This is a genomic window from Budvicia diplopodorum (assembly GCF_009800925.1).
Classification (GTDB): domain Bacteria; phylum Pseudomonadota; class Gammaproteobacteria; order Enterobacterales; family Enterobacteriaceae; genus Budvicia; species Budvicia diplopodorum.
Map to the genome: position 1 here is coordinate 1 of NZ_WOYF01000041.1, position 1,142 is coordinate 1,142.

1 pseudogene is annotated in these 1,142 nt (G+C 61.3%); it reads right to left on the minus strand.

From position 1 onward, the window contains the following. Positions 1-1,142: pseudogene (locus GVI43_RS15695) on the minus strand (hypothetical protein); the annotation flags it as partial.

Consider the following 1,142-nt stretch of genomic DNA (forward strand, 5'->3'; position numbering starts at 1 on the left):
TCTTCACTGCGCAGCAGGCCGTGATTGGTGAAGCTGCCGTTAATCCGGTATTTACCGGCACCCTGACTATACAGGGTGCCGTTATTGAGCAGGCTGCCACCGGTGGTCAGCGTCAGTTCACCGCCGCTGCCCAACGTGCCGCCGTTGGTGACCGACCCGTTAACCGTCAGCCTCATGGCCTCTTTACCGTAAAGCGTTCCGCTGTTGAACAGGTTACCCTGTGTGGTCAGCGTTAGCCCGCGGTCGGCGGCCAGCGTGGCGGTATTCGTCACGTTGCCACCGGCATTCAGCCAGACGTGGCCCCGCGCATGCAGGGTATTGCTGCTGGAAAACTCGCCGGGCATCGTCAGGGTGAGGTCGCCGTCAGCGCCGAGAGTGCCGGTATTCACCATCGCGCTCCGGCTCAGCAGCTGCGTGTTGCCGCCGCCGTAAATCGCACCACTGTTGGTAATATGGCTTGCGGCCAGCGACAGCCCCAGTCCGCTCTGGATAGCGCCGCCGTTAAACAGCGCGTTGGTGCTGCTGAGCGCCGCGCCGTCTGCGGAATACAGGGTACCGTAGTTAGTCAGCCAGTCGCCGCTGTTGAGGGTCAAAAAGCCGGTGCTGATGATTTTAGAGCCCGCGGTGTTATTCACATAACCGGGAGTACTGATGGTGGTGCTGCCCTTGCTTTGTAACGTGCCGCTGTTATCGATGCTGCTGGCCGACAGGGTCAGGCCTTGCCCGCCCGAGACGGTGCCGCTGTTATTCATACTACCGCGGCTGGTGACCGTGGTGTGACCGTCGGCGACCATGGTGCCCTGATTGGTCAGGCTGCCCTGCGTGGTGACGCTAAGATGACCGTTCCCCCCCAGTTGCCCGCCCGCCTGATTGACAATATTGCCCTGCGCGGTGACCTGAACCTCGTTTTTGCCGTACAGCGTGCCGCTGTTAGTCAGGCTTTGCTTTGTGGTGATATGCAGGTTTTGGGCGCTGCTGATGGTGCCGCCGTTTTCAATTCGCCCGTCGGCGGTGACCACCACCGACCCCGCCTGCGTGCCGATGGTACCGGCATTGTGTACGCCGACGCCGTCTTCGGTACCAATCAGCCGAATGCTGTTGGCATACATACCGCCGAGGGCGGCAACGTCAACGGCAAACTG